Origin of the sequence: Microbacterium yannicii, assembly GCF_024055635.1 — a bacterium.
In the GTDB taxonomy this organism is placed as follows: Bacteria; Actinomycetota; Actinomycetes; order Actinomycetales; family Microbacteriaceae; genus Microbacterium; species Microbacterium yannicii.
Window position 1 is genome coordinate 142,777 of record NZ_JAMXMB010000014.1, and the last position, 25,537, is coordinate 168,313.

General features: G+C 70.8%; 21 protein-coding genes. 6 read left to right on the forward strand and 15 right to left on the reverse strand.

What is annotated here, in order from left to right; all coding sequences use genetic code 11:
- Positions 1 to 13 precede the first annotated feature (13 nt).
- The 6 genes from NCG93_RS07475 to NCG93_RS07500 form a co-directional block, all read right to left on the reverse strand.
- Positions 14 to 574, reverse strand: a complete 561-nt coding sequence (locus NCG93_RS07475; RefSeq protein ID WP_194414581.1) for a cysteine hydrolase family protein — start codon at positions 572 to 574, stop codon at positions 14 to 16.
- Between the two features lie 129 nt (positions 575 to 703).
- Entirely contained in the window at positions 704 to 1,492 is a 789-nt protein-coding gene (locus tag NCG93_RS07480) for a DNA-formamidopyrimidine glycosylase family protein (protein WP_194414580.1), read from the reverse strand.
- Complete coding sequence (locus NCG93_RS07485) at positions 1,485 to 6,374, reverse strand: Lhr family ATP-dependent helicase (RefSeq protein WP_194414579.1); 4,890 nt, start codon at positions 6,372 to 6,374, stop codon at positions 1,485 to 1,487. The genes NCG93_RS07480 and NCG93_RS07485 overlap by 8 nt, the downstream gene beginning before the upstream one ends.
- 245 nt (positions 6,375 to 6,619) lie before the next feature.
- Positions 6,620 to 6,802, reverse strand: coding sequence for a PspC domain-containing protein (locus NCG93_RS07490; protein WP_194414578.1), 183 nt, complete (start codon positions 6,800 to 6,802; stop codon positions 6,620 to 6,622).
- 61 nt (positions 6,803 to 6,863) lie between these two features.
- Entirely contained in the window at positions 6,864 to 7,046 is a 183-nt protein-coding gene (locus NCG93_RS07495; RefSeq protein ID WP_194414577.1) for a PspC domain-containing protein, read from the reverse strand.
- A 139-nt stretch (positions 7,047 to 7,185) separates the two neighbouring features.
- The gene (locus tag NCG93_RS07500) at positions 7,186 to 8,850 is read right to left on the reverse strand and encodes an ABC-F family ATP-binding cassette domain-containing protein (RefSeq protein ID WP_194414576.1); all 1,665 of its coding nucleotides are present in this window, start codon (positions 8,848 to 8,850) and stop codon (positions 7,186 to 7,188) included.
- Positions 8,851 to 9,166: 316 nt separating this feature from the next.
- On the opposite strand from NCG93_RS07500, the gene NCG93_RS07505 reads away from it, so the two are divergent.
- Positions 9,167 to 9,418 (forward strand): hypothetical protein, encoded by a 252-nt coding sequence (locus NCG93_RS07505; protein ID WP_194415023.1) that lies wholly within the window; start codon positions 9,167 to 9,169, stop codon positions 9,416 to 9,418.
- 35 nt (positions 9,419 to 9,453) lie between these two features.
- Here the strand turns inward: NCG93_RS07505 and NCG93_RS07510 are convergent, their stop codons facing one another.
- Together NCG93_RS07510 and NCG93_RS07515 are read right to left on the reverse strand one after the other, a co-directional pair.
- Entirely contained in the window at positions 9,454 to 10,125 is a 672-nt protein-coding gene (locus tag NCG93_RS07510) for an alpha/beta hydrolase (RefSeq protein WP_194414575.1), read from the reverse strand.
- A 58-nt stretch (positions 10,126 to 10,183) separates the two neighbouring features.
- Positions 10,184 to 10,807 (reverse strand): hypothetical protein, encoded by a 624-nt coding sequence (locus NCG93_RS07515; protein ID WP_194414574.1) that lies wholly within the window; start codon positions 10,805 to 10,807, stop codon positions 10,184 to 10,186.
- Positions 10,808 to 10,905: 98 nt separating this feature from the next.
- On the opposite strand from NCG93_RS07515, the gene NCG93_RS07520 reads away from it, so the two are divergent.
- The 3 genes from NCG93_RS07520 (at position 10,906) to NCG93_RS07530 (ending at position 15,345) form a co-directional block, all read left to right on the forward strand.
- A complete protein-coding gene (locus NCG93_RS07520; RefSeq protein WP_194414573.1) occupies positions 10,906 to 11,493 on the forward strand; it encodes an NUDIX hydrolase family protein in 588 nt (195 codons plus the stop codon).
- Positions 11,494 to 11,554: 61 nt separating this feature from the next.
- Positions 11,555 to 13,468 carry a M3 family metallopeptidase gene (locus tag NCG93_RS07525; RefSeq protein WP_194414572.1) on the forward strand — a complete coding sequence of 638 codons (1,914 nt, stop codon included), beginning with the start codon at positions 11,555 to 11,557 and terminating at the stop codon, positions 13,466 to 13,468.
- A 194-nt stretch (positions 13,469 to 13,662) separates the two neighbouring features.
- A complete protein-coding gene (locus tag NCG93_RS07530) occupies positions 13,663 to 15,345 on the forward strand; it encodes a DivIVA domain-containing protein (RefSeq protein ID WP_194414571.1) in 1,683 nt (560 codons plus the stop codon).
- A gap of 60 nt (positions 15,346 to 15,405) precedes the next feature.
- On the opposite strand, the gene NCG93_RS07535 is transcribed toward NCG93_RS07530, so the two are convergent.
- The 3 genes from NCG93_RS07535 to NCG93_RS07545 form a co-directional block, all read right to left on the reverse strand.
- Positions 15,406 to 16,476, reverse strand: coding sequence for a threonine aldolase family protein (locus NCG93_RS07535; RefSeq protein ID WP_194414570.1), 1,071 nt, complete (start codon positions 16,474 to 16,476; stop codon positions 15,406 to 15,408).
- A 48-nt stretch (positions 16,477 to 16,524) separates the two neighbouring features.
- Entirely contained in the window at positions 16,525 to 17,208 is a 684-nt protein-coding gene (locus NCG93_RS07540) for an SDR family NAD(P)-dependent oxidoreductase (RefSeq protein ID WP_194414569.1), read from the reverse strand.
- Positions 17,209 to 17,302: 94 nt separating this feature from the next.
- A complete protein-coding gene (locus NCG93_RS07545) occupies positions 17,303 to 18,772 on the reverse strand; it encodes a DUF6421 family protein (protein WP_194414568.1) in 1,470 nt (489 codons plus the stop codon).
- Between the two features lie 125 nt (positions 18,773 to 18,897).
- On the opposite strand from NCG93_RS07545, the gene NCG93_RS07550 reads away from it, so the two are divergent.
- The gene (locus tag NCG93_RS07550; RefSeq protein WP_194414567.1) at positions 18,898 to 19,368 is read left to right on the forward strand and encodes an Lrp/AsnC family transcriptional regulator; all 471 of its coding nucleotides are present in this window, start codon (positions 18,898 to 18,900) and stop codon (positions 19,366 to 19,368) included.
- Positions 19,369 to 19,390: 22 nt separating this feature from the next.
- Positions 19,391 to 20,377 (forward strand): diacylglycerol/lipid kinase family protein, encoded by a 987-nt coding sequence (locus NCG93_RS07555; protein WP_194414566.1) that lies wholly within the window; start codon positions 19,391 to 19,393, stop codon positions 20,375 to 20,377.
- Here NCG93_RS07555 and NCG93_RS07560 read toward each other — a convergent pair.
- From NCG93_RS07560 to NCG93_RS07575, 4 genes are all read right to left on the reverse strand, one after another.
- Positions 20,374 to 21,906 (reverse strand): CoA-acylating methylmalonate-semialdehyde dehydrogenase, encoded by a 1,533-nt coding sequence (locus NCG93_RS07560; protein WP_194414565.1) that lies wholly within the window; start codon positions 21,904 to 21,906, stop codon positions 20,374 to 20,376. The genes NCG93_RS07555 and NCG93_RS07560 overlap by 4 nt on opposite strands.
- A gap of 84 nt (positions 21,907 to 21,990) precedes the next feature.
- Positions 21,991 to 23,307 (reverse strand): aspartate aminotransferase family protein, encoded by a 1,317-nt coding sequence (locus tag NCG93_RS07565; RefSeq protein ID WP_194414564.1) that lies wholly within the window; start codon positions 23,305 to 23,307, stop codon positions 21,991 to 21,993.
- Positions 23,308 to 23,422: 115 nt separating this feature from the next.
- On the reverse strand, positions 23,423 to 24,583 hold the full coding sequence (locus tag NCG93_RS07570) for an ABC transporter substrate-binding protein (protein ID WP_241741891.1): 1,161 nt from the start codon (positions 24,581 to 24,583) through the stop codon (positions 23,423 to 23,425).
- 79 nt (positions 24,584 to 24,662) lie between these two features.
- The coding region (locus NCG93_RS07575; RefSeq protein WP_308212132.1) for an ABC transporter permease at positions 24,663 to 25,537 on the reverse strand (875 nt) is incomplete at its 5' end.

Sequence of the window (25,537 nt, forward strand, 5' to 3'; positions counted from 1 at the left end):
CGACGCCGATCGGTCAGAAGGCGGGAGCGAGTTCGGCGGCCAGCGCGTCGACGTCGGCCACGCGGGCGTACGTGCCGTCGAGCGCCGCCATGAACGCCAGATGCACCTGCGCGCCGGGGACGGTCCGGCCGTCGTAGCCGAGGTCGGGGGCGGCGCACGCGTCCTGCGCGACGGCCAGGCGGAACCCCAGATCGGATGCCGCGCGCACCGTCGCGTCGACGCACATGCTCGACATCATCCCGGCGACGACGATCTCGTCGGGTGCCGCGGCACGCAGCAGCGCCTCGAGCCCCGTGCCGAGGAAAGCGTTCGGCTGGTGCTTGACGATGACGTCCTCGGAGCCGTCCGGCGCCACACGCGGATCGAACTCGACGCCGGGAGTGCCGGCGGCGAAGAACGCGGCATCCGGACCGCTCGACACGTGCTGCACGTGCACGACCCGCTCACCCGCCGTGCGGAACGCGGCCAGGAGTCGCGAGGCGGCATCGGCGGCCGCATCCGGGTCGACGAGAGGATGCCTCCCTCCCGGGAAGTAGTCGCGCTGGATGTCGATGAGGAGCAGGAGTCGGGTCACCCGCAACAGCATAGAGGCGGCCGTGTCAGGCCTTCGGCGCGGCGTCGACCCGCTCGCCCTGGACGAACGGCCTGCGCGGTGCGCGTGGCCGAACCGCCGCATCGCGATCACAGCGTGCGGGAAGCAGCGTCAGTGCTGGCAGGACGGGCACCAGAAGACGATGCGCTCCCGCGTCGGGTCCGCACCGAGGCTTCCGCCGCGGATCAGGGTCCCGCAGCGCCGGCACGGCCGGCCCTCCCGGCGGTAGACCCAGGTGGACCGTCCGGGGCGCTCGTCGCCGGTGAAGGTCCGGCCCGACCGATTGCGGTTGGCGCGGATCATGCGTGCGCCGAGGTCGACGATGGCTGCCGCATCCGTCTCGCTGGCCGGTGTCGTCGGGAGGATGCCGCGGACGAACAGGATCTCGTTGGCGTATTCGTTGCCGAACCCGGCGACGTTGCGCTGGTCCTGGAGCGCGACGTGGACCGCCCGGGTGTCTGTGGCGAGCCGCCGGGCGGCTTCGACCGGGTCCCACGATTCCGAGAGCGGGTCGGGGCCGAGGTACCCGACGAGCTGGTCCTCGTCGGCGGTCGGAACCACCTTGATGTCGGCGAGGTCGAAGCCGACCGTCTCCCACTCGGCACCGTCCGGCGCGGTCGCGCCGATCACCGCCCGGGCACGGAACCCCGGCGCTCGCCACCGCTCGCCGCGCCGGTACACGTGCCACTCGCCCTCCATCTTGAGGTGGGTGTGCAGCGTCCACGCGCCGATGCGGTGCAGCAGATGCTTGCCGCGTGCCACGACGCCGTGCACCAGCTCGCCGCGCAGGTCGACCGTCGCCGCCTGCGGCACGCGCAGCTCGAACCGCGTCACGGTCGCACCGGCCAGGGCGGCGTCGAGACGCCGGGCCGTGCGGAAGACGGTGTCGCCCTCAGGCACGGGCGGCCTCACGCGCGGCGTCGCCGGCGGTGAGGCGACGCAGGGTGAGCCCGCGCGGGGACTCGACGAAGCCGGCATCGCGCAGCGCCCGGCCGACCGCCGTGCCATACACGAACGCGCCGTTCACCTGTTCGATCGTCAGCGTGTCGAGACGGCGCGCCCGCGCGGTCGCCGCCAGGTCGCGCGTGGCGGAGGCGAGCACCGCTTCGTCACCGGTGAAGGCGAGCGCCGACTTCCCGCCCCGTTCGAGGTACAGCGCGAGTGCCCCGTCGACGAGGACGACGAGCGCGCCGGCCTTGCGGCCGGGGCGGTGGGCGACGCCCTCGAGCGCGGGCCAGGCGAGCGCGGCACCGTACGCGTTCGCGGGGTCGGTCGCGGCCAGCGTGACCGCGCGCAGCGGCGGCGGGTCGGACAGCCCGGCGAACTCGCGCAGGCGGTCGACGGTGGCGGAGGCGGCGAACTGCGCCGCACCGAGCTTCTCGATGACGTAGCCGCGCCGGCAGTGCCCGGCCTCTTCGAAGCCTGCGAGCACGCGATAGGTCTGGGCGAAGCCGCCGGGAACGCCCTCGGCCTGCACGGCGCCCCGGGTGACCACGCCGTAGCGGTCGAGCAGCAGACTCGCGCTGGTCGCCGCCCGCATGGCTGCGTCGGGCTCGGCCGTGGGAAGCAGCGACCACCGTCCGCCGATCGCCGGGGGACGGGGCGGCACCGCGGCGGCGACGCTGCGCACCGCCGCGCCCCGGTACAGCCGTGCGCGAGGCGTGCGCCGGCTCACCCGGTGCGCCTGCGACCCGCCCGACACCAGCGCGCGGACCGGCGCGAAGGTGTCGTTCGTGATCCGACCCGCCCACGTCAGCCGCCACAGGGCGTCGACCACGGACTGCTCGTTCTCGGCGCCGGTGGTCTGGCGCAGCTGCGCGGCGAAGTACGCGCCGCCGCCTTCCAGCGCGGCCAGGAGCTGCGCATCGAGCGAACCAGGCGCGATCTCCTCGGCGTCGTCGGGCACCGTCAGGGTGAGCGCGGCGGAGTCGGCACTGTGCAGCGCGATCCAGCCGTCGCGGCCCGGCAGCGTGCCGTGACCCGACCAGAGCACCTCGCCGGTCGCGGTCAGCTCGTCGAGCATCCCGGGCGTGTAATCGGCGACGCGAGCCGGAAGCACGAGTGACTCCCACGCGCTCGCGGGGATGGGCACGCCAGCGAGCTGCTCGACGACGGCGGCGACGCCGTCGATGCCCTCCAGCGGTCGCGTCGCGTGCTGCCATACCGGGAGGAACCGTGCGTAGGCGTGCTGCGGCACCGGCTCGACGCTGCCGCGGATCGCGGCGAGCGAGCGCATCCGCAACCGCCGCAGCACCTCCGTGTCGCACCACTCCGCCTCGTCGCCACGCGATCCGCCGTCGCCCCCGGCGGTTCCTGAGCCTGTCGAAGGGTCCGGCAGGAAGAAGCCGCTCGTGACGCGGCCCTGGGACTCGAGCCGCTGCAGAGTGTGACGTGCGACAGCGACGCCGATGCCGAGGCGCTCGGCCGCGGCATCCGCCGTGAAGGGTCCGTGGGTGCGCGCGTATCGTGCGATCAGATCGCCCAGCGGATCGGCGACAGGCTCGAGGAAAGCGGTGGGGATGCCGACGGGCAGCGCTGCGCCGAGTCCGTCTCGCAGGCGTCCGGCGTCTTCGATCGCGGCGACACGGGTGACCCCGCCGATCGTCACCGGGATCGCGCGACGCGACGTGATCAGCGCGTCGAGGAGAGCGGATGCCGCGGCCGCCGTCGCGTGCGCATCACCGTGGCGATCGTCGGCGGCGGCGCCGTCCCCGTGGCCCGCGGCTTCGAGCCGCAGGGCTGCTTCGGTGGCGTCCAGCGGGCCGAGAAGCCGCAGCAGGTCGGCGACGCCTTCGAGGCCGCGCGCACGGCGCTCGGGATCGAGCCGCTGCGCCTCGCGCTCGAACTGGGCGATGATGTCGGGGTCGAGGAGCTCGCGCATCTCGACCTTGCCGAGCAGCTCGGACAGCAGCGCCGGGTCGACAGAGAGGGCGGCCGCCCGACGTTCGGCGAGCGGCGAATCGCCCTCGTACATGAAGGCGCCGACGTAGCCGAACAAGAGGTCGCGGGCGAACGGCGAGGGCTGGGACGGCTCCGTCTCGATCAGACGGATGCGCCGCTCGCCGATGCCGCGCATCAGGCGCAGGAGCGCCGGCACGTCGTAGACGTCCTGCAGCACCTCGCGCAGGGTCTCGAGGATGATCGGGAACGTGGGGTACCGGCGGGCCACCTCGAGCAGCTGCGCCGATCGCTGCCGCTGCTGCCACAGCGGCGTGCGCTTGCCGGGGTTGCGCCGCGGCATCAGCAGCGCGCGGGCCGCGCACTCGCGGAACCTCGACGCGAACAGGGCCGAACCGCCGACCTCCTCGGTCACGATCTGGTCGAGCTCGTCGGGGTCGAAGACGAAGAGGTCGGCGCCCGGAGGCTCGGCGGTGGCATCCGGAATCCGCGCGATGATGCCGTCGTCACTGGCGACCGCGGATCCGTCGACGCCGAGCCGCTCGCGGATGCGGGCGTTCACGGCGAGCGCCCACGGCGCGTGCACCTGCATGCCGTACGGGGAATGGAGGATGACGCGCCAGTCGCCGACCTCGTCCCGCCCGCGCTCGACGGTGAGCTGGCGATCGGTCGGCAGCGTTCCGGTGGCCTCGCGCTGCTCGGCGAGGTAGGCGAGCAGGTTGTCCTGCGCATACTCGTCGAGGCCCGCGTCGTGCAGGCGCGATTGCGCCTTCTCCGGCTTCGCCGTGGACACCTCGCGGGAGAACTTACCGAGCGCTTCACCGAGCTCGGCGGGCCGGCCGATGCCGTCGCCGTGCCAGAACGGCACCTTGCCCGGCTGCCCGAACGCGGGCACGACGTTGACGCGGTCGTGCGTGATCTCCACGATGCGCCAGCTGGTCGTGCCGAGCGTGAACACGTCGTTCACGCGGGACTCGTAGACCATCTCCTCATCGAGCTCTCCGACGCGTGCGTTCTGCGATTCGCCGGCGACGAATACGCCGAACAGTCCTCGGTCGGGGATCGTGCCGCCGCTGGTCACGGCGATGTGCTGCGTGCCCGGGCGCCCCGTCAGCACACCCAGGTCGCGGTCCCACACCACGCGCGGGCGGAGCTCGGCGAACTCGTCGGAGGGGAACCGCCCCGCGATCAGGTCGAGCGTCGCCTCGTACGCCGAGCGGGGGAGCGAGCGGAACGGCGCGCTGCGCTTGAGCGTCTCGTACCACCCCTCGACGTCGACAGGTCCGACCGCGGCGGCGGCCACCGTCTGCTGCGCGAGGATGTCGAGCGGGTTCTGCGGGATGGCGATCGCCTCGATCTGCCCGGCCAGCATCCGCTCGGTCACGATCGCGGTGTGCAGCACGTCACCGCGGTGCTTCGGGAACAGCGCGGCGCGGCTGACCTCGCCGACCTGGTGACCCGCGCGTCCGATGCGCTGCAGTCCGGATGCCGCGCTGGGCGGTGCCTCGACCTGGATCACCAGGTCGACGGCGCCCATGTCGATGCCGAGCTCGAGGCTCGATGTCGCGACGACGCACCGCAGCACGCCCGACTTGAGCTCTTCCTCGACCTGGGCCCGCTGCTCCTTCGACACCGACCCGTGGTGAGCCTTCGCGAGCACGGGATCGGCGCCGGCCGTCGCTCCCGCCTGCGCCATCATGGCGGCGGGCACTGCCTGGTCGGGAAGCTCGAGCCCGAGCCGCTCGGAGTAGATCTCGTTGAGCCGGCCCGTGAGCCGCTCGGCGAGACGCCGGGAATTGCAGAACACGATCGTCGAGCGGTGCAGCAGGATGCGATCGACGATCGCCTCTTCGACGTGCGGCCACACCGATCCGGTCATCTCGGTCTCGCCGGCACCGGCTGCGCGGCGTGGATCGCTCGACCCGGCCCCGGTCCCTGAGCTTGTCGAAGGGCCGTCGGCGAACCAGTCCTCGTCGATCGTTTCGACAGGCTCGATGACCGGTCCCTGAGCCTGTCGAAGGGCGGCATCCGGATCCGCCCACGCCTCGTCGTCGGATCGGTACGGGCTCGGCGGCGGAGGCGGATTCAGCATGTCGCCGATCGGCACGACGACCTTCATGTCGAACGCCTTGGTCGCACGGGGCGCGACGATCTCGACCGGCTCGGCACCTCCGAGGAACCGGGCGACCTCGTCGATCGGCCGGACGGTGGCCGAGAGGCCGATGCGCTGGGCGGGCGGAGCGTCCGGGGCGAAGGAGCGGCGGAGCGCGTCGAGCCGCTCGAGGCTCACCGCGAGATGCGCGCCACGTTTCGTGGCGGCGACGGCGTGCACCTCGTCCACGATCACCGTGTGCACATCGCGCAGGGTCTCGCCCGCACGGCTCGTCAGCATGAGGTACAGCGACTCGGGGGTCGTGATGAGGATGTCGGGCGGACGCTGCACGAGCTTGCGCCGGTCGCCCGCTGGCGTGTCGCCCGAGCGCACGCCCACGGTGACGTCAGGCACGGTGAGACCGAGGCGTCGCGCGGACTGGCCGATGCCCACGAGCGGCGAGCGGAGGTTGCGCTCGACGTCCACACCCAGCGCCTTGAGCGGCGAGATGTAGAGGATCCGGGTGGCGGCGGACGCGGCATCCGGGAGCTTCTTCTTCCGTCCGGCTGGCGCAGCGGATGCCGGCGCCACCGCCTTGTCGTGGAACACGCGGTCGATCGCCCAGAGGAACGCCGACAGCGTCTTGCCGGAGCCGGTCGGCGCCACCACGAGGGCGTGCTTGCCGGCTGAGATGGCCTGCCACGCGCCCTTCTGGGCGTCGGTGGGGGCCCGGAAGGCGCCACGGAACCAATCCTGCGTCGCAGGACCGAACCGCTCGAGCACGTCGCCCATCCCTCCTATCTTCGTCGTGATCGCCGACATCCGGCCAGGGCGTATCGCGAGCCGCTCGCGCAGGGTCGGATGCCGCGGTATGAGGAGCAGACGGAGGACCCGGCCGAGGCCCCGGCAACAGCGACATCGCCCGGGACGCGCGAAGGAGCCGAAGAAGCCCTGGTCCGCCGGCCGGCGGTACCTGGGGCAGCGCTACCGCCGTGTGGAGGTGGCCGACCGTCGGGAGACTCCGTCGCTCGCCGGCGTCAGCTCTCTTCCGGGAGGAGGATCCACAGCAGCAGGTACATCAGGATCGAGACGCCGAAGAACACCGTCGACGCGACAATGAGCACGCGCACCGGCACGACGCTGCAGCCGAAGCGGTCCGCGATGCCTTGGCAGACTCCGGCGATCATGCGTCCGCGTCGAGGACGGACCAGGCGGTGCATGGGTTCATCATGGCGTGCCGGACAGGTGCCCGCCAGAGGGCCGATGAACGGTTGCCGGATCTCAGTGCTCGGAGGGGACCAGGATCCAGAGCAGGATGTAGGCCCACAGCGACAGGCCGAAGAAGACGACGGCGATGACGGTGAGGATCCGGATCAGGGTCACGTTCCACCCGAAGCGGTTGGCGACGGCGGCGCAGACGCCGGCGATCCATCGGCCCTGCTGAGGTCTGACGAGTGCGTTCATGTCTTCATCATCCGCGAGCCAGGTCGGCGACGCACGGGTGCTGGCCCCCGGAGCGCGAGGGGAGCAGGCCGCAGGGCGCGGGAGGGGCTTGCCGCGGCATCCGTCCCCACACGAGAGAGACGGATGCCGCAGCCCCGCGTCAGCGCTCCGTCAGCGTGCCATCGCGGTCGAGCTCGAGCACGAGGCTGACGCCGATGCGCTCGAGGAACGCGTCGTCGTGGCTCACGACGAGCACGGCGCCCCGGTAGGCGGCGATCGCGTCGACGAGCTGGTCGACCGTGTCGAGGTCGAGGTTGTTCGTCGGCTCGTCGAAGACGAGCAGCTGCGGCGGCGGATCCGCCAGCATGAGCCGGGCGAGAGCCACGCGGAAGCGTTCGCCGCCCGAGAGTGTTCCCACCGGGCGCTCGACGGCGGCTCCTCGGATGAGGAACCTCGCCAGCCGGTTGCGCAACTCGATGATCGTCACCCCAGGCGCCGACGGGACGACGTTGGCGAGCACCGACGCCGCGTCGTCGAGCCCGTCGACACGCTGCGGCAGGTACCCGACGCGGTCGGTGTGCAGCGCGCCGCGGGCAGAACTCCTCAAGAACCCGTCGGGTTGCTCGCCCAGAGGCGATTGCTCACCGGGGCCGCCGGAATCTGAGGAGTTGGTGCTCCCGGAACCCACCAGCCGCTCGAGGAGCGTCGTCTTCCCCGCGCCGTTGGGACCGATCAGCGCCACCCGCTCGGGTCCCTGGATCACCCACGAGTGCTCGCCGTCGCCGAGCGTCGCGATGCGGCGGCCCGCGGGCACGCCGGGGTCGGGCAGGTCGATCTTCACGATGTCGTCGTCGCGGACGCGGCGCTCGGCGACATCGAGGGCTTCACGAGCGGATGCCTCGCGGTCGGCCTTCTCGCCGCGCAGCTTGCCCGCCGAGACCTGGGCCGCCATCCGGCGACCGTTCGCGATGATCTTCGGCACGCGCTTCTCGTCGTACGCCTTCTGCCCCATCGCGGCGCGGCGCGAGAGCGTCGTCTCGGCCTCGATGCGCTGGCGCTTCTCACGCTTGACGGCCTGTCGCGCCGCACGCTCGGCATCGCGGGCGGCGCCCTGCTCGGCATCCAGCCAAGCCCGCCATTGCGAGTACGGACCGCCGAACACCGACAGCTCGTTCGCGTACAGCTCGGCGGTGTCGTCCATCAGCTCGAGCAGGGCCGTGTCGTGGCTCACCACGACGAGAGCGCCCCGCCACGAGCGCACCATGTCGTACAGGCGCGCGCGGGCGTCGCGGTCGAGGTTGTTGGTCGGCTCGTCGAGCAGCGCGATCTCGGGACCGCGCAGACGGATGCCGGCGATCGCGGTGAGCACCGCCTCGCCACCCGACAGCTGCCCGACGCTGCGGTCGAGCATGTCAGGTGCGAGTCCAGCCTCGGCGAGCGCGGCGTGCGCGCGCGCCTCGATGTCCCAATCGGAGCCGACCGCGTCGAAATGACGGGGATCGGCGTCGCCGGATTCGATGGCGCGCAGCGCGCGGAGGGTGTCGCCCACGCCGAGCAGGTCGGCGACGGGGCGGTCGACCTCGAGCGTCAGCCGCTGCGGCAGGTACGCGGCCTCCGCTGTCCGCGAGATGTGCCCCGCGGAGGGCGTCAGGTCTCCGGCGATGAGGCGCAGCAGCGTGGACTTGCCGGAGCCGTTGCGCCCGACGAGGCCGGTGCGGCCGGTGCCGAACGATCCGGAGACATCGGCAAGGGCGACGGTGCCGTCGGCCCAGGTGAACGAGACCCGGTCGAGGACGATGACGGGTGTGAGGGTGTGTGCGGGCATGAGGCCTCCTGTGTCGGTCATGCGCTGACACCGAGGACCGCGGAATCCGCCCGGAATGCCGGGGCCGCAGAAGGGCCCGAGACGGCGGGGGAAGCGGTGGTCGACGTGCAGCGCGGAATCTTCAGGCGCTGCGAGACGTCGAGGGTCGACGGAGCAGCGCGATTACAGCGCGCGAGCGTCGATCAGCTTCAAGGGAGTTCCTCACCGAGGGGACAGAGGCCGAGAGACACCATAGCGGATGCCGCGGGGAGATGGGTGAGAAGATCTCCGTCGCGCGGGGGAGTGCGCCGCTCGCGCCCGCCCGTAGCGTGGAGCCATGAGCGACTCGACGCCGTCCCCCCGCATCCCTCAGTCCGCTGCACGGGCATGGGCCGTCGCCCTCGCGGGCGGCATCGGCATGGGCGTGGCATTCGGCACGTCGCTGGGAGTCGCCCTCGGGAACGTGGCGGTCGGCATCGCACTCGGGTTCGCCCTCGGTGCGGTGTTCGCGGGAGTGTTCGCCGCAGCGAGCGCCCGGCGCCGTGGCACGTCCGCGGCCGATCCGGAGCCGCCGGCCCGCGATCGCTAGCCGCGGCGGGAATCGCGCGGACGCGCCGGAATCGTTCAGACCTTGCCGGCGCCGTCCAGCGCCGTCAGCCGTTTGTCGAGGAAGGCTGCCACGTCGGCGATCTCCTGCTCCGAGACGCTGTGCGTCAGCCCCGGGTAGACCCGCCCGCTCAGCTCGACGTGCTCGGGCAGCCACTGCGTCGTGTGCGTGACGGCCACCTCTGGGATGACGTCGTCCTTCGTGCCCCTTCCCCAGAACACCGGCGGTCGCAACTCGGCGAGCTCGGCATCCTGTGGCATCTCGCCCGGGCTGGCATAGCCCGACAGGTTGACGGCATACGCGAAGCGCCGCGGGTCGAGGCGCATGGCCTGCAACGAGACGGCGCCGCCCTGCGAGAAACCGAGGAGACCCACGGATGCCGCGCCCGCCGCATGCTCGTCGATCCACGCGATCACGGCCTGCGCCGCGCGGGTCACGTGCGAGGAGTCGCGCCCGTCCAGCCCGTCGATCGGGTACCAGGAGCGCCCGGGGGCCGGCCAGGGCGGCGCGAGCGGCGCCGCGAGGCTCGCCACGGCGAACGCGTCGGGCAGGTACTGGCGGAGCGGGTAGAGGTCGTGCTCGTCGGCGCCGTAGCCGTGGAGGAGCAGCAGCAGGTGCCGACCTTCGACGGCCGACCGGTCCGTCGACCACAGCACGGCGTCGGCGTCGAGAACGAGCGCTTCCGGCATGCCCACATCCTCCCATCGGGGGCCGACACGACATAGGCGGTCGGTGCAGCTCGCCCCGTCAGATCTTGATGGGGAAGGTGAGGAGGATGCCGACTCCGACGACCATCACCACCAGCGCGAGGCTGAGGAGCACCCGGCCGATCCAGGTCCGCACATCGCGTTGCGACATCGCGGTCAGGAACAGCACGAGGGCGAACAGCACCGTGAGCAGCGAATAGTTGTCGCCGCGCTGATTGCTCTCGAGCGCCTCGGCGAACTTCGCGTCGGCCCGCTCGTTGAGTTCGACGGCCTCCACCTCGCCCGGCGGCACATACTCGTCGCGGGCGAAGGGGGCGTTCTCGATCATCCCGTCGGCCTGCCACGCGTCGAAGGCGACCGTGAACCACGGCTGGAAGCGGTCCTGGATGTACTGCGCCAACTCGGTGTCGCCCTCGCCCTCGGCCAGCACCCACTGGGCGTACACGGAAAGGTCGAACTGCTGCGCGGCCCGCGCCTCGTTCTCCGCGCTCGCGGCCTGGATGCGGGCGCCCGACGCCTCGCTGAAGGCGATCGACATCTCGCCGCCCCACTTCGACGATTCGAAGCCGCACCACGCCGTCAGCACCGCGGTGATCGACAGCACGAAGACGCCGACGATGTCCTGGATGCGGCTGATGCGGGTCTGCGGCGGGTCCACTGCCATGGCGTCCTCCCGGAAACGATGCCCTCAGACTATTGACGCCTGCGCGTCTGCGGCGAGGACGCGCGGTGGAAACGGGACGGAGCGGGTATACAGGAGGCATGTCCGTACGCACTCCCGACCCCGAACCTGCGGGCGACGAGCCGTTCGGCCCGCCGGCGGGGAACATCTCGAACCCCGCCTGGCTGAGCGACATCGAGCTCGAGGAGGCGCGCCGACGCCTGCCGATGCTCTACGTCGAGGGCGTGCCGGTGCGCACCGACGGGATGGGGCAGGTGACGCAGGTCGGGATCCTGCTGCGGGCGACGCCGATCGGCGAGATCTCGCGCACCATCGTCTCGGGCCGCGTGCGCTACGGCGAGACCGTCCGCGACGCCCTCTTCCGCCACCTCGAGAACGACCTCGGGCCGATGGCCTTCCCGATGCTCCCTCCGCAGCCGACGCCCTTCACGGTGGCCGAGTACTTCCCGCTGCCGGGCGTGAGCGCGTACCACGACGATCGCCAGCACGCGGTGTCGCTCGCCTTCGTCGTGCCCGTCACGGGCACCTGCGAGCCGCGCCAGGATGCGCTCGAGGTCACCTGGCTGACGCCTGATGAGGCGGCATCCGATGCCCTCTCGGCCGAGATGGAAGGCGGACGGGGCACTCTCGTGCGTCTCGCGCTGGCCAGCGTCGGGGCGCTGCGCTGAGCCGTCCGCTCGTCGCCGAATCACCTGGCGCGCTGTCGGAGCGCGCACATAGGCTCGCAGGGTGAGCCCGGAACCCCTGCCCTTCCCGTCCGACGCCGCCGGCTGGGCGGCCTTCGTCGACGAGCGCCCCGCCGCCCGCATCGCACGCGTGAACGAGATCGACGACCGGTTGAAGACCGGGCCGACGCTCACGACGGCCGAGCGTCTGGAGCTCTGGAACGACGCCGACCTCGCGCTGAGCGAGGCGCTGAGCGAGTCCTATCTGCTGAGTGAGGCGCACCCCGAGGCTGCGGTCCGCGACCGCGCAGAGGCGCAGGTGCAGGCCGTCGAGTCGCTGTCGGCGGCGCGGCTGCTCGACCGCGAGCTGTGGACGGCCTTCGCGGATGCCGCGACCACCGGCCTGGACGACGATCAGGCCCGCCTCCTCGAACACGTGACGCGCGACTTCCGCCGCGCCGGCGTGCAGCTCGACGACGCGGACCGCGAGCGCGCCCGGCAGCTGGCGGACCGCGACACCGAGCTCTCGCTGGCCTTCTCTCGGAACATCCGCGACGGGCGCCGCGAGATCACCGTCTCCGCCGACGGACTGGCGGGCATGCCGCAGGACTTCCTCGACTCCCACCCCGCCGACGATCACGGACGAGTGACCCTGTCGACCGACTACCCCGATCTCATGCCGGTCCGCGACTACGCGCGCGACCGTGCGACGCGGATCGCCCTGGTGAGCGCCTACAACGACCTCGCCTGGCCGGCGAACGACGTGATCCTCGCGGAGCTGCTCGAGGTCCGCGCCGAGCGCTCCCGGCTGCTCGGCTATCCCGACTGGGCCGACTACGAGACCGAGACCCGCATGATCGGGTCGGGCGCGGCGATCCCGGCCTTCCTGTCGCGGCTCGACGACGCCTCGCGCTCGGCGGCGGAGGGCGAGTACCCGCAGCTGCTCGAGCGGCTGCGACAGGACGTGCCCGACGCAGAGGTCGTGACGATCGCCGACTTCTGGTACCTGCTGGGCGCGATCAAGCGGGAGCAGTACGACGTGGATGCACAGCTCGTCCGCTCGTACTTCCCGTTCGAGCGGGTCGTGGCGGGCGTGCTCGACGTCACCGGCCGTCTGCTCGACGTCGAGTACGCGCCGGTGGACTCGCCCACCTGGCACGACGACGTGCAGTCGTTCGACGTGACGCGCGGGGGCGAGCGGCTCGGGCGCATCCATCTCGACCTGCACCCGCGAGAGGGCAAGTTCAGCCACGCCGCCTGTTTCCCGCTCGCACCGGGGGTGGCAGGCCGTGTGCTTCCTGAGGCGGCGCTGCTCTGCAACTTCTCCCGTGGCCTCCTCGAACACGACGAGGTGGTGACGTTCTTCCACGAGTTCGGCCACCTCGTGCACGACATCCTCGGCGGCCGCCAGCGTTTCGCCCGCTTCAGCGGAGTGGCGACGGAGTGGGACTTCGTCGAAGCGCCGAGCCAGCTGCTCGAGGAGTGGGCGTGGGATGCCGGCGTGCTCGCCTCGTTGAGCGGCAACGCGGAGGGCGAGCCGATCCCGGCTGACCTCGTGGCGCGCATGCGCACGGCCGACGCCTTCGGTCGCGCCCTCGAGGTGCGGCGGCAGCTGGGGCATGCGAACGTGTCCTACCACCTGCACGTCGACCGGCCGGCAGATCTGCAGGCCGAGACCGAGCGGCTCTACGCCGCGGCCAGCCCGGTCCAGCCACTGCCGGGACTGCACTCCTACGCGGGGTTCGGCCACCTCACCGGGTACGGCGCGTGCTACTACACCTACCAGTGGAGTCTCGTGATCGCGCGCGATCTGCTGAGCGGCTTCGGTGGGGGACTGATGGATGCCGCGGCCGGCCGCCGCTACCGCGTCGAGGTGCTCGAGCGCGGCGGATCGCGTGACGCGAACGACCTCGTCGAGGCCTTCCTCGGGCGTCCGTCGTCGTTCGACGCGTACCGGGAGTGGCTCGCCGGCTCCTGAGGTTTCGCCGACAGCGCGCAGGGATGTAGGGTTCAGCTACCCTGATGCGCAGTCACCTGCGACACAACCCCCCGGGTGTCGTCAAGAGGGCAGCATTCGCTTCGTGCCGTCGGCTCACATCGCCGTGCCGAAATTCGCGTCTGCAGTAGCCGCTTCTGACCGCGACACCGCGTAGTCCTGAACCGGAGACCCCGATGTCTGACCCTCAGCCTGTCCCGGCCGTGAACAACAGCGGCGAACAGACGCCGTTCGAAAGCCTGCTCGCCGCGCCGGCATCGTCAACGATGCTCCCCGGGTTCACGACTTCCTTCCGCGGATACGACCGGGAAGAGGTGGACGCGGCTATCGCCAGACTCGACAGCATGGCTCGCACAGCGAAGGATGAGGCGGCGCAGCTCAAGCAGCACCAACGCCGCGCGGGGGCAGCCGTTGCTCAGAGCCGTGCCAAGGCAGAGCGGCTGGAGGCGGAGCTGCAGGCGGCTGTCGAGGCACGTCAGGCTGAGATCGATGCGGCGATCGCTGCACACGAGGCTGAGGTGGATGCCGCGCTCGAGGCCAAGCAGGCGGAGATCGAACGGCTGGAGGCGGCACTCGCCGACGCCGAGGAGAGCCGTCGTGCGGAGGTCGAGCGCGTCGCATCCGAGGCATCCGCGGCCCGCGAAGAGGAGGGCGACGTCGTCGCGCGCCTGCGCGGCGAGCTCGAGCTCGCGAACGCCAAGATCGCCGACGCCGAGCAGCGCGTGCAGACCCTCAGCGACGAGCTCGTGGGTGCGACCACGGAGTCGCCGAACCGCCAGCAGTTCGAAGAGGTGCTGCGCGTCGCCGAGGACCAGGCCAGCCTGCTCATCCGCAACGCGAGCATCCAGGGCGACCGACTCCTCGAGGCGGCCCGCGAAGAGATCGCGAACCGCCGGTCGTCGGCGCAGGCCGAGGCCGAGGGCATCGTCTCGCAGGCGCAGCACGAGGCCCAGCAGGTGCGACTCAAGATCGACACCGAGCTGACGGCGCACGAGGCCCGTCTCGAACGCGAGGCCGCGCACGCGGCGGAGAAGGTGTCGCAGGCCGAGCGCGAGGCCGCGGCCATCCGCTCCGAGGCCGAGAAGGGCGCGGCCGTGCTCCGCTCGAGCGTCGCGCGCGAGACGGCGCGCGACAGGTCCGAGGCCGAGGAAGCGGTGCGCGAGCTGCGGCTGCGCGCACTGGAGTTCGAGGCATCCCTCACCCGTCGTCAGGACGATGCGCACCAGGAGTTCCTCGTGCTGCACAACCAGGCGGTCGCCCATGCCGAGCGCATCACTCAGGACGCCAACGACCAGGTCGCCGCGTCACTGGATCACGCGCAGCGCGTGTCGGTGAAGGCTGAGGACTTCGAGAGGCTGATGCGGGCGCAGGCCCAGCAGATCGACGCCGACGCACAGCTGCGGGCGCGCGAGCATCTCGAGCGGGCGCACGTGAAGGCGGAGCGCATCATCGACCTGGTGACGACGCACTCGCAGGCCGTGCTGCGCGACGCCGAGGACCGCACGCGCACGCTCCGCTGGCAGCAGCACCAGCTGATGAGCTTCATGGCCGAGGTGAAGGACCTGATCCGCCCCGAGACGGCCGCCACGTCCGCCGCGGCGGCGGAGGAGCAGACGCCGGTCGATGACGCCGACCAGGAGGGGACGGATGCCGCGCCCGGCGAGCCTGTAGAGCCCGAGACCGAGGATGCCGAGGTCGCCGAGGTTGACGCTGCCGAGGCCCACGAGACCGATGACGCCGAGCAGTTCGAAGAGCCGTCCGAAGATGCGGCCGACACCGAGGACGGCGAAGAGAGCGAGACCACGGTCGACGACCAGGGCGAGGACGACGCCGCCCGCGAGGAGTCGCGCGACCACTGACTCCCGGCGTTTGTCTCGCTCGTTCCTCGCTCGCTCAACGACCGGGGGTCGCCGCCGTACTCAGGCGGCCGAGGTCTCGCGGGCGATCGCCGCGACGAATGCGTCGATGTCGTTCTCGGAGGTGTCGAAGGCGCACATCCAGCGCACCTCGTTCTTCGCGGCATCCCAGTCGTAGAAGCGGAACGAGGCGCGGAGGCGATCGGCGACACCGTCGGGCAGCGTGGCGAACACGCCGTTTGCCTGCGTCGGCTGGGTGAACGCGACTCCGCGGATCGATCCGTCGGCGAGCCCTGCCTCGACGCCCGCGCGCAGGCGCTGCGCCATCGCGTTGGAGTGCGACGCGTTGCGCAGCCACAGATCGCCGTCGAGCAGTGCGATCAGCTGCGCCGACACGAAGCGCATCTTGGACGACAGCTGCATGTCGAGCTTGCGCAGGTACGTCAGGCCCCGCGATGCCTCCGGGTTCAGCACGACGATCGCCTCGCCGAGCATCGCCCCGTTCTTCGTGCCGCCGAAGCTCAGCACGTCGACGCCCACGTCGCGCGTGATCGCCCGCAGCGGAAGACCGAGGGATGCGGCGGCATTCGAGATGCGCGAACCGTCCATGTGCAGGTGCATGCCGTGGCCGTGCACGTGCTCGGCGATCGTCCGGAGCTCGTCGGGGGTATAGAGCGTGCCGAGTTCGGTGGACTGCGTGATCGACACCACGAGCGGCTGAGCGCGGTGCTCGTCGCCCCAGCCCCATGCCTCGCGGTCGATGAGCTCGGGCGTGAGCTTGCCGTCGTCCGTCGGCACGTTGAGGATCTTGATGCCGCCGACGCGCTCGGGGGCGCCGCCCTCGTCGACGTTGATGTGAGCGGTGGTCGCCGCGATCACCGCGCCCCAGCGGGGGAGCATCGACTGCAGGCCGACGACGTTCGCGCCGGTGCCGTTGAAGACCGGATACGCCTCGATCCCCTCGCCGAAGTGCTGCGCCATCACGGACTGCAGCCGCTCCGTGTACACGTCCTCGCCGTACGCGACCTGATGTCCGTCGTTGGCTGCTGCGATGGCCGCGAGCACCTCCGGGTGGATGCCGGAGTAGTTGTCCGAGGCGAAGCCCCGCAGGTTGGTGTCGTGGATCGTGGTCACGGGTGTCCAATCTAGTTCGCCGGGCGAGCCGGCTCCGCCGGGCATCGCTCAGAGCGAGGGGTCGGTGAGTTCGACGATCGTGTCGTTGGTCTCGGCGGCGGGCGTCGTCCAGAGGTCAGTGAATCGCTGTGCGAGCGCCTGCTCGAGTCCGTCGAGGCTCTGGGTGCGGAAGATGACGGATGCTGCGGCCAGCGGCTGCCCGGAATCCTTCGCGGCCTTCGCGAACCCCTGCGCGACGGCTCGCGCCCATGCTTCGCTCGCGGCCTTGACGGCGGCGTAGTTCGCTCCGCCGGCGAGGGGGCGGTTGACGGCGACCGAGGAGACGATGGCGGTGCGTGCCGACGACGACGCGCGCAGGTCGGCGTCGAACGCCCGGCTGACGTGACGCAGCGCCGTGAACGAGCGCTCGAGGAAGCGGTAGTCGTCCTCGGTCTGCCCGGCGAGGCCGCCGCCGCCGCGCCAGCCCCCGACGAGGTGGAGCAGGCCGTCGACCGGACCTTCTGCGGCGTGCACGCGCTCGGCGAGAGCGGCGACGTCGGCTTCATCGGTCAAGTCGCACACCTCCGTGCGCAGGCCATCCGTGCCGACGGCGTCCGCGAGCTCCTGGAGCTTCTCGGCATCCCGTCCCACGGCGATGACCGTCGCCCCCGCGGCCATCAGCTCGCGGGTCGCGGCGAGACCGGACGCGCTGGTGGCCCCGGCGATGACGACGACTCTGTCTGCGACGCTCATGCTTCTACCCTTCCACGTCGAGAACCCACGGTCTCGGCGGACGACCAGGTTCCCGGCAGGGCTGTGCAAGCCCTGCCGGGAGCCGCGCCGGTGCTCAGACGTCGCGGCCGGTGATCCCGGCCGTCGACTCGATGACCGGCTTCATCTTCTTGTCGAGGGCCTCGAAGAACATCGACAGCGGGAACTCGTCGTTCAGCACCGCATCGGTGTAGCCCTTCGGCGGGCCGGCGAGGATCTCGTCCGGGAGCCCGCGCGCCCAGTGCGACGCCGGATTGGGCGTCAGCGTAGCGCGCACGAGGTCGTAGGCCGCGAGCCAGTGCGCGGTCTTGGGCCGGTCGATCGAGCGCCAGTAGAGCTCGTCGATCGCCTCGCCGAGCGCGACGACGGCGGCGGGCACGTTCTCCCAGTCGAACGACAGGGCCGTGTCGGTCCAGTGCAGGACGCCTCGTTGGTGCAGCCAGGCGAACAGCAGCTGGCCGCCGAGCCCGTCGTAGTTGCGCACGCGCGAGCCGGTGATCGCGAAGCGGAAGATCCGGTCGAAGATCACGGCGTACTGCACGAGCTTCGCGTGCTCGAGCATCTCGACGTCGGTCGGTGAGAGTGCTTCGGCGGGGTCGGCAACCGATCGGGCTGCCAGGCGCTTCTCGATGGTGACGCACTCGCGGAACGCCGTGAGGTCGCACCGCAGCTCCTCCAGCGAATACAGGAAGTACGGCATCCGCTGCTTGATCATGAAGGGATCGAACGGCAGGTCGCCCCGCATGTGGGTGCGGTCGTGGATGATGTCCCACATCACGAACGTCTTCTCGGTGAGCGCCTGGTCGTCGAGCATGCGCGCCGCGTCGGCCGGCAGCTCGAGCCTCGTGATCTCGGCGGCGGCCCTCACGACCCGCCGGTAGCGCGCCGCCTCGCGGTCCTGGAAGATCGCGCCCCACGTGAACCGCGGGATCTCGCGCATCGCGACAGTCTCGGGAAAGAGCACCGCGCTGTTGGTGTCGTAGCCCGGCGTGAAGTCGAGGAAGCGCAGCGACACGAACAGCTTGTTGCTGTAGTCGCCCGCCTCGAGCCGCGCGATGAACTCGGGCCAGATCACCTCGACGAGCACCGCCTCCACGCGACGATCGCTCGAGCCGTTCTGTGTGTACATCGGGAAGACGACGAGATGACGGATGCCGTCGGCACGGTCCTGCTGCGGCTGGAACGCCTGCAGCGAGTCGAGGAAGTCCGGGATGCCGAAGCCCTCGTCGGCCCAGCGCTCGAAGTCGCGCACCGACGCGGCGAGGTAATCGGCGTCATGGGGGAAGGTGGGGGCGAGCGCGCGGATGCCGGCGATGATCGCCGACACGTGACTGCGCGCTTCGGCGTGGGATGCGGCATCCGGAATCGAGCCGTCCTGCACCTGGAGAGGCTGGATCGCTGCCGCCGCGTGCTTGAGCTGGAGCCAGGCGTCGCTCCGCTCCACCTCGCTCATCAGCACGTCGGTCGCTGAGCTTGTCGAAGCGGCGTCCTCGACGACCTCGGGTTCGCCGACGATGACCTGCGTGCTGCGGGCGGGGATGGGCATGGTGAACCTCCGATCTGCGAGTCGAGGATGATCTCGCGTCGAGTCTACGGGATATGTTCCGGCCATATGAACGTTTGACCGGAAAGCTTCCTGTCGCGGGGAAGGGCCGCTGGTAGTCTCGGGCCATGAGCGAAGACGGCCCCGGGCGCCTCGACGACGAGATCGACGCGGGCATCGTGCGCGCGGTGTCGCGTAACGCGCGCGCGACGCTCGCCGAGCTGTCGGCGGCCGTCGGGCTCTCGGTCTCGGCCGTCCAGACCCGGCTGCGCCGGCTGGAGGCTCGCGGCGTCATCACGGGCTATCGCGCGCTCGTCGATGCCGAAGCCGTCGGCAAGCCGCTCGCCGCCTTCGTCGAGATCACGCCGCTCGATCCCGGGCAGCCCGACAACGCGCCGGAGCTTCTCGAGCACCTCACCGAGATCGAGGCATGCCACTCGATCGCCGGCGACGCGAGCTACATGCTGCTCGTGCGGGTCGCATCGCCGCGTCACCTCGAGACGCTCATCCGCGACATCCGCACCGCCGCGTCGGTCAACACGCGCACCACTGTCGTGCTGCAGACCTTCTACGAGAACAGGCCGGTCTTCCCGGCCTGAGCGCGCAGGTAGCCTCAGGAGCATGCCCCTCTCATCCGAGCCGTCCGCGTTCGCCGACGGCCGGGGCGTCTTCATCGTGCGCAACGCCGCCTCCGGTACCGCCGTCGTGCGTGCGGACCCCGCCGGGACCTTCTCGGCGCGACTGCCTGCGGCCACCATCCACGAGCTCGCCGAAGGGGAGGACCTCGCCGAGGTCGTCACCCGGGCGATGCAGTCGGACGAGCCGCCCGCAGTCCTCGGGGTCTACGGCGGCGACGGCTCGGTGTCGCGGATGGCCGGGCTCGCCCGGCAGCACGAGCGCCCGCTCCTCGTGATGCCGGGCGGCACCTTCAACCACTTCGCCCGCTCGGCCGGCCTCGACGACGTCGACATCGCCATCGACGCCCTGCAGGCCGGCACGACGATCGACGTCAGCGCGATCGAGGCGCACGCCGACGACGGCGAGCCGATCCTGGCGCTCAACGCGGTGTCGGTGGGCACCTACCCCGAGTTGATCGACGAGCGCGATCGGCGTCGGGCCTCCCTCGGCAAGTGGCTGGGCGGGATCGTGGCGGCCTGGCGGACGCTCAGATCGGCGGAGTCGCTGACGGTCGTGCGCGAGGGCCGGCGCGCTCGGGTGTGGTCGGTGTTCGTCGGCATCGGACGAAACGACCCGCAGCGCGTCGCGACGATGCAGCGCGAGACGCTCGTCGAGCCGACGCTCGACGTCCGCATCCACCACGCGCGGGGCACACGGCTGCGCGCGATGGCGTCGCTCGCGTTCGGTCGGCGGACAGCCGCCGTGCTGCGGGCCGTCAGACTCATGCCGCCGCGCTCCGACGTCGAGCGTCTGGTCGTGGCGGACTTCGCAATGACGGTGCGCCTGGAGGACGGGCATCCGTCCGTCTTCGTCCATGACGGCGAGCTCGAGGAGGTGGCGCCCGGCGGCTTCACGCTGCGCTGCGTGGCCATCCCTCGCGCGGTGACGGTGTTCGCGCCACCGCGCGAGGACAGCGGCGTCCGGCGCTAGTCGTGCTGCGGGAAGCCCAGGTTGATCCCGCCGTGCGAGGGATCGAGCCAGCGTGAGGTGACGGCCTTCTCGGCGGTGAAGAACTCGAACGCGTGCGGGCCGTATGCCTTCGTGTCACCGAAGTGGGACGCCTTCCAGCCGCCGAACGAGTGGTAGGCGACGGGCACGGGGATGGGCACGTTGATGCCGATCATGCCGACCGTCGCCTCGTGCTGGAAGCGCCGCGCCGCACCGCCGTCGTTGGTGAAGATCGCCGTGCCGTTGCCGTACGGGCTGGAGTTGATGATGTCGAGGCCGTCCTCGTAGCCCTCGACGCGCACGACCGACAGCACCGGACCGAACACCTCGTCGGCGTAGACCGACGAGGTCGTCGGGACGTTGTCGATGAGGGTCGGACCGAGCCAGAAGCCGTTCGGGTCGCCGTCGATGTCGACGTCGCGACCGTCGACGACCACCGAGGCCCCGTCGGACGCGGCCACATCGATGTACGAGGTGACCTTGTCGCGATGCTGTCCCGTGATGAGCGGACCCATGTCGCACCCGCGCATGCCGTCCCCGGTGCGGAGGGTCTTCATCCGCTCCGACACCTTCGCGACGAACTCGTCGGCCACGGTGTCGACGGCGAGCACCACCGAGATCGCCATGCAGCGCTCACCCGCCGAGCCGAAGCCCGCGTTCACGGCGGCGTCCGCGGCGAGGTCGAGGTCGGCATCCGGAAGCACCAGCATGTGGTTCTTGGCGCCGCCGAACGCCTGCACGCGCTTGCCGTGCGCCGTCGCGGTCTCGTAGACGTACTTGGCGATGGGCGTCGAGCCGACGAATGAGATCCCCCGCACGTCGGGGTGCTCGAGGAGCGCGTCGACGGCCTCCTTGTCGCCGTGGACGACGTTGAAGACACCTTCCGGCAGGCCCGCCTCCGTGAGCAGCGCGGCCATCCAGTTGGCGGCGGTCGGGTCCTTCTCGCTGGGCTTGAGCACCACGGCGTTGCCGGCGGCGAGGGCTACGGAGAAGAACCACAGCGGCACCATCGCGGGGAAGTTGAAGGGGCTGATGATGCCCACGACGCCCAGCGGCTGGCGGAGCGTGTACACGTCGACGCCGGTCGAGACGTTCTCGGAGTAGGCGCCCTTGGTGAGGTGGCCGACGCCGCACGCGAACTCCACGACCTCCATGCCGCGCGCGATCTCACCCAGCGCGTCGGAGAGCACCTTGCCGTGCTCGGCGGTGAGGATCTCGGCGAGCTCCTGCTTGCGCTGGTTCAGCAGCTCGCGGAAGTTGAACAGCACCGCCTGGCGCTTCGCGATCGACGCGTCACGCCACAGCGCCCACGCCGCCGACGCGGCCTCGACCGCTTCACCCACATCGTCGCGGGATGCGAACCGCACCCGCTTCTGCACGATGCCGAGTGCCGGGTTGAACACCTGTCCGGTGCGATCGGATGACCCCGCCCAGGGGGCGCCGTTCACCCAGTGATCGAGGACGGTGGTGTCGGCATCCACCGTCTCGGTGTGCTCCATCGTGTCCGTCATTGTCGTGTTCCTCCTTTGGAATCCGCCTGAGCGATTCGTGATCGCCCAGCAGTGCGGGATGCACGCGTCAGCCCTTCGTCAGGCTCAGGGACCGTCGTCTTCGACGCTCGTCAGGGCTTCATCGTAGATCGCGATCGCCTCCTGCACCTCCCCGTCGGTGACGACGCAGGGCGGCACGACGTGGATCCGGTTGTCGGCGGCGAACGGCACCAGGCCGCGCGCGGTGAGCTCCTTCTTGAGCCGGCCGATCACGTCGGCGCCCACCGGCTCGCGCGTCCCGCGGTCCGAGACGAGCTCGAGCGCCCAGAAGACGCCTTCCCCGCGCACTTCGCCGATGAGCGGATGGCGTGTGGCGAGCTCGCGGAGTCCCGGACCGATCGCGTCCTCGCCCACGCGACGGGCGTTGTCGACGATCCCCTCGGACTCCATCGCATCGATGGAGGCGACGATGGATGCCGCGGCCAGCGGGTGCCCGGAGTACGTGAGGCCACCGGGGAAGACGCGGTCGTCGAAGGTCGCCGAGATCGCGTCCGAGATGATCACGCCGCCCACCGGGACGTAGCCCGAGTTCACGCCCTTCGCGAAGGTGATGAGGTCGGGCACCACGTCGTAGCCCTGGAATGCGAACCAGCGCCCGGTGCGGCCGAAGCCGGCCATGACCTCGTCGAGGATCAGCACGATGCCGTACTCGTCGGCGAGTGCCCGCACGCCGGCGAGGTAGCCGGGCGGCGGCAGCAGGATGCCCGCGGTGCCCGGAATCGACTCCAGCAGCAGCGCCGCGATCGTCGAGGGCCCCTCGGACTGGATGACGCGCTCCAGGTGGTGCAGCGCCCGCTCGGACTCCTCCTCGGGGGTCGTCGCCCAGAACTCGGAGCGGTACAGGTAGGGGCCGAAGAAGTGCACGTGGCCGCGGGCGTACTGGTTCGGCATCCGTCGCCAGTCGCCGGTCGCGACGATCGCCGCGCCCGTGTTGCCGTGGTACGACCGGTACGTCGACAGGACCGTGTCGCGGCCGGTGTGAAGGCGGGCCATGCGGATCGCGTTCTCGATCGCGTCGGCGCCGCCGTTGGTGAAGAACACCTTGGCGAAGCCGTCCGGAGCCTTGTCGAGGATGCGCTGCGCCGCCCGACCGCGCACGAGGTTGGCGGTGGCGGGGCCGATCGTGGCGAGCTCCTCGGCCTGCGCCCGGATGGCTGCCACGACGGCAGGATGCTGGTGCCCGATGTTGACGTTGACCAGCTGGCTCGAGAAGTCGAGCATGCGGCGGCCGGCGTGATCCCACACCACCGTCCCGGAACCGCCGGCGATGACGGGGAGGTCCAGCCCGGCCTGCGCCGACCAGGAGTGGAACACGTGCTCGCGGTCGAGCTGCTTCGCGAGGGCGTCGAGGTCTTCTGTCATGCGGCCACGCTTCCGGTTCTGCGTCGGCGGGTCAAGGGTCTCGCCTGGCCCGTGAGGTCCCGGTCCCTGAGCTTGTCGAAGGGCGCGCTTCGACAAGCTCAGCGACCGGATGCGGCTACTGGCCGCCCTCGGTGAGGGTGACGTCGATCGGCGTGTACTCGCCGGCGACCTCGACGCCCTCGTCCTTCAGCTCGGCCAGCGCCTTCTCGATGTACTCGTTCGAGTAGGCCGAGTCGGCGGGCTCGGTGGTGATGAGCTCGAGGTCGTCCTGGTTCTTGGCCGACAGCGCTCCCGCCACGGTCTTGTCCCACGCGGCCTCGTCGACGAGCCCGAAGTCGGCACCCGTCCAGATGAGCTTGTTGACCTCGTTCATCATCCACTGCTGATGCACCGGGCCGACCGGGAACGCGGCTTCCGCGTTGGACGCGATGTCGTAGACGATCGTCGCGGCCTCCTCGGGATTGTCGCGCGCGTAGATCCAGCCCTTGGTCACGGCCTTCAGGAACCGGACGGCCGCATCGGCGTAGGCCGGATCCTCCTCGAGGCGCTGCGTGTCGGCCCAGATGGCATCCTGCAGCATGGCGCCCTCGGTGTCCTCGTACGAGATGACGTCGAAGTCCTCCGGCTGGTAGAGCTCGCCCGTCTCCGGGTTCACGACCTCGAGGATCTGCGCCCACTCGTTGTACGTCATCGCCTGGGCGGCGTCGACGTCACGGTCGAGCAGGGCGTTCATCGAGAAGTCCTGCGTCGTGATCGACACGGAGGTGGAGTCGAGGTCCTCTGCGGCCATCGCGGCGAAGATCTCCCACTCGTTGCCGAAGCCCCAGGAGCCGATCCGCTTGCCCTCGAAGTCCGAGACCGACGTGATGCCGTCGCCCTTCCATGCGACCTGCAGGGTTCCGGACTTCTGGAAGACCTGCGCGATGTCGGTGAGCTCGACGCCGGTCGCCTCCAGCGTGCCGAGCACCTTCGGCACCCAGGCGATCGCGAAGTCGACGTCGCCGGCGACGAGCGCATCCTGCGGCACGATGTCACCGCCCGAGGGCACGATCTCGACGTCGTCGAAGCCCTCCTCCTCGAAGTAGCCCTTCTCCTGCGCGACGTAGTACCCCGCGAACTGCGCCTGCGGCAGCCACTGCAGCTGCAGCTTGATCTCGCTGAGGGGTTCGAAGTCTTCGCCGGTGTCGCCTCCGTTGTCGTCGCTCGCTCCGGAACAGGCGGCGAGGGCGAGAGCCGCGATGGTTGCGACGGATGCCGCTGCCAGCGCGCGTCTCATGCCTGCGCTGCGTGAGTTGCTGTGTCTCATTGCGTTCCTTTCGTGTGGTGCGTCTTCTCTGGGTGTCGAAACCCGCCGGTCAGACCGGCGACCGCCTCGTCGCCAGCCGCTCGAGCAGCGAGGTCACGAGGAAGAACACGAGGCCGATGATGATGCCCCCGAGGACGTACGCCCACGCGAGCGCGGCGCGCCCCGATTTCGCGTAGGTCGCGATGGCGGTGCCGATGCCGTCGGCCGGACCGCCGAAGTACTCGGCGACCAGCGCGGCGATCACGGCGAGCGAGCTCGCGATGCGCAGGCCCGTCATCAGGTAGGGGAGTGCGGTCGGCAGGGTGAGCACACGGAACGTCTGGAAGCCGGATGCCGCCGACGACCGCAGCAGATCGCGATGCACGGGCCGGGTCTGGCGGAGGCCGCGCAGGACGTTGACGAACACCGGGATGAACGCGGCGATCGTGGCCACAGCCTGGCGGCCGAACTGGCTGGAGGCGCCGAACATCGTGTTGAGGATCGGCGTGACGGCGACGATCGGGATGACGGCGAGTGCGGAGACCAGCGGGGCGAGCATCCCGTCGACGGGTCTGGCGGCGGCGGCGAGTCCCGCGAACAGCAGCGCGAGGACGGATCCGGCGACCAGGCCGATCAGCGCGTTCGTGGCCGTGATCTTCATGTCGTCGAGGATGATCGGGAGCCGTCGGACGAACTCCTCGGCGATCGCGACCGGACTCGGCAGCATGCGCGGCGCGGTGCCGAGCACATCGACCCAGAAGATCCAGATCGCGAGGATCAGGATGCCGACCACGACGGGCGCCACCCACCGCAGCCAGCCGGGCAGCTCGCGCTCGCCGGGCGCAGGCCCAGCCCCCGCCGGCGTCGGCGGGGCGGGAAGCATGGTGGTGGCGGCATCGGTCATGATCGCTCCACCGGTCCCTGAGCCTGTCGAAGGGCAGACGC

What these genes read in the sequence shown, in the direction of transcription:
- NCG93_RS07520 (WP_194414573.1), top strand. Translation starts at nt 10,906, where the DNA reads ATGTCCGTACGCACTCCCGACCCCGAACCTGCGGGCGACGAGCCGTTC.
- NCG93_RS07495 (WP_194414577.1), bottom strand. Translation starts at nt 7,046, where the DNA reads ATGAACGCACTCGTCAGACCTCAGCAGGGCCGATGGATCGCCGGCGTC.
- NCG93_RS07570 (WP_241741891.1), bottom strand. Translation starts at nt 24,583, where the DNA reads ATGAGACGCGCGCTGGCAGCGGCATCCGTCGCAACCATCGCGGCTCTC.
- NCG93_RS07505 (WP_194415023.1), top strand. Translation starts at nt 9,167, where the DNA reads ATGAGCGACTCGACGCCGTCCCCCCGCATCCCTCAGTCCGCTGCACGG.
- NCG93_RS07485 (WP_194414579.1), bottom strand. Translation starts at nt 6,374, where the DNA reads ATGGGCGACGTGCTCGAGCGGTTCGGTCCTGCGACGCAGGATTGGTTC.
- NCG93_RS07490 (WP_194414578.1), bottom strand. Translation starts at nt 6,802, where the DNA reads ATGCACCGCCTGGTCCGTCCTCGACGCGGACGCATGATCGCCGGAGTC.
- NCG93_RS07530 (WP_194414571.1), top strand. Translation starts at nt 13,663, where the DNA reads ATGTCTGACCCTCAGCCTGTCCCGGCCGTGAACAACAGCGGCGAACAG.
- NCG93_RS07560 (WP_194414565.1), bottom strand. Translation starts at nt 21,906, where the DNA reads ATGACGGACACGATGGAGCACACCGAGACGGTGGATGCCGACACCACC.
- NCG93_RS07510 (WP_194414575.1), bottom strand. Translation starts at nt 10,125, where the DNA reads ATGCCGGAAGCGCTCGTTCTCGACGCCGACGCCGTGCTGTGGTCGACG.
- NCG93_RS07540 (WP_194414569.1), bottom strand. Translation starts at nt 17,208, where the DNA reads ATGAGCGTCGCAGACAGAGTCGTCGTCATCGCCGGGGCCACCAGCGCG.
- NCG93_RS07565 (WP_194414564.1), bottom strand. Translation starts at nt 23,307, where the DNA reads ATGACAGAAGACCTCGACGCCCTCGCGAAGCAGCTCGACCGCGAGCAC.
- NCG93_RS07550 (WP_194414567.1), top strand. Translation starts at nt 18,898, where the DNA reads ATGAGCGAAGACGGCCCCGGGCGCCTCGACGACGAGATCGACGCGGGC.
- NCG93_RS07515 (WP_194414574.1), bottom strand. Translation starts at nt 10,807, where the DNA reads ATGGCAGTGGACCCGCCGCAGACCCGCATCAGCCGCATCCAGGACATC.
- NCG93_RS07545 (WP_194414568.1), bottom strand. Translation starts at nt 18,772, where the DNA reads ATGCCCATCCCCGCCCGCAGCACGCAGGTCATCGTCGGCGAACCCGAG.
- NCG93_RS07555 (WP_194414566.1), top strand. Translation starts at nt 19,391, where the DNA reads ATGCCCCTCTCATCCGAGCCGTCCGCGTTCGCCGACGGCCGGGGCGTC.
- NCG93_RS07500 (WP_194414576.1), bottom strand. Translation starts at nt 8,850, where the DNA reads ATGCCCGCACACACCCTCACACCCGTCATCGTCCTCGACCGGGTCTCG.